Annotated in this window: 1 protein-coding gene and 2 pseudogenes; 1 reads left to right on the forward strand and 2 read right to left on the reverse strand. The window is 30.3% G+C overall.

Translation table 11 applies throughout. The features are described 5' to 3' along the window. Positions 1 to 85: pseudogene (locus KVT34_RS33030) on the forward strand (IS6 family transposase); the annotation flags it as partial. Between the two features lie 83 nt (positions 86 to 168). On the opposite strand, the gene KVT34_RS29475 reads toward KVT34_RS33030, so the two are convergent. Both KVT34_RS29475 and KVT34_RS29480 read right to left on the reverse strand, forming a co-directional pair. Then, complete coding sequence (locus tag KVT34_RS29475; protein WP_088095465.1) at positions 169 to 771, reverse strand: hypothetical protein; 603 nt, start codon at positions 769 to 771, stop codon at positions 169 to 171. A gap of 16 nt (positions 772 to 787) precedes the next feature. Further along, positions 788 to 1,241 (reverse strand): annotated as a pseudogene (locus KVT34_RS29480) (RHS repeat-associated core domain-containing protein); the annotation flags it as partial.

Consider the following 1,241-nt stretch of genomic DNA (forward strand, 5'->3'; position numbering starts at 1 on the left):
GCTATATAAACAAAGGCGAAGTCTACAAAGAGACTCCGCCTTTACAACGTCCAATAAACTTCAATACTTACTAGCGACTGTATAAACATCGTTTCTCATTTACCAAGCTGTTTATGTTTTTTTCAAAATTCACAACAGAACTAGTAATATTTCTACATCCTCTTTTATTTAATTCTCATTATAATTTCCCGAAATATTTTTAATAAACTCTTGATCTTGTACTTCATCTTCAAAATTCAAGGATATAAATTTATCTAACGAACTCCAATTATAAAACGGTGTTAATTTATGTTTTAAACCACTCTCATTTTTAATTGCAAGTATATTAATCCCATAACTTCTATCTCCAATAATAATCCATTCTTTTGATGGAGGGAACCAGACTACTACAAATGAATTATGCATAATAGAATCCGCCATACTGTCTTGAGGATATTCTTCTAATACATCCATGTATTGGTCTCCTGTTAAATCACAAGGAAGTTTCAACCAATTATAATATCCAAATTCCTTATAATAATATTCTTCAGGGTGAGGATCTAATACGCCCATAATAACAAAAGAATCATGTGTAGTTTGAGCTAATTTTCTTATTTCATTCCAGCCATCATCATACATTAAAGAATCAAATTCACCAAACATATAATTTCCATAATCGTTTTGAAACACTTGATTTGGTAAGCTTAAATCAAAATGAATCATCCCGTCTAATTCATGCTTCCACTTATCAAAGACTTCCTTATTTTTAATACTTAATGATTTTAAATTCAACCTCTCTCCTCCTAATCTATCCTTTCAATCTAATTTTCAATGTAGCCCTTTGTTTACCTTTTGGAGTATAATCTGCTGTTGGTTTTTTTGTTGACTTTGCGTTATTTCTTACAATATATTTTGCGCCATTTTTTATCATTATGGACACATTCCCATCTTTAGATTTACTAGCTTTCCACCCATTTTGTGCTAAATTATTTTCAAACTCTCTTCTCGTTAAATTGGTCTGCCTATTCCTAACGATAGTACCCGGTTTTGTAACATCTTTATAACTAGAGGTTTTATTCCCTATGTTCCCCTTGTATTTTTTAGCATTTTTTGTAATTTTAGATATTTTTTGTACCTTTTTATAAGCTTTATACCCTTTATAGATACGATATCCATATATTCCAGCAATAATAACTGGATGATGTCCATCAGCATCTATTTTCATCACTGGATTATTATGAGCATATGTGTAAGCATTTTGA

This window comes from Paenibacillus sp. GbtcB18 (assembly GCF_019091125.1).
Lineage (GTDB): Bacteria > Bacillota > Bacilli > Paenibacillales > NBRC-103111 > Paenibacillus_F > Paenibacillus_F chitinolyticus.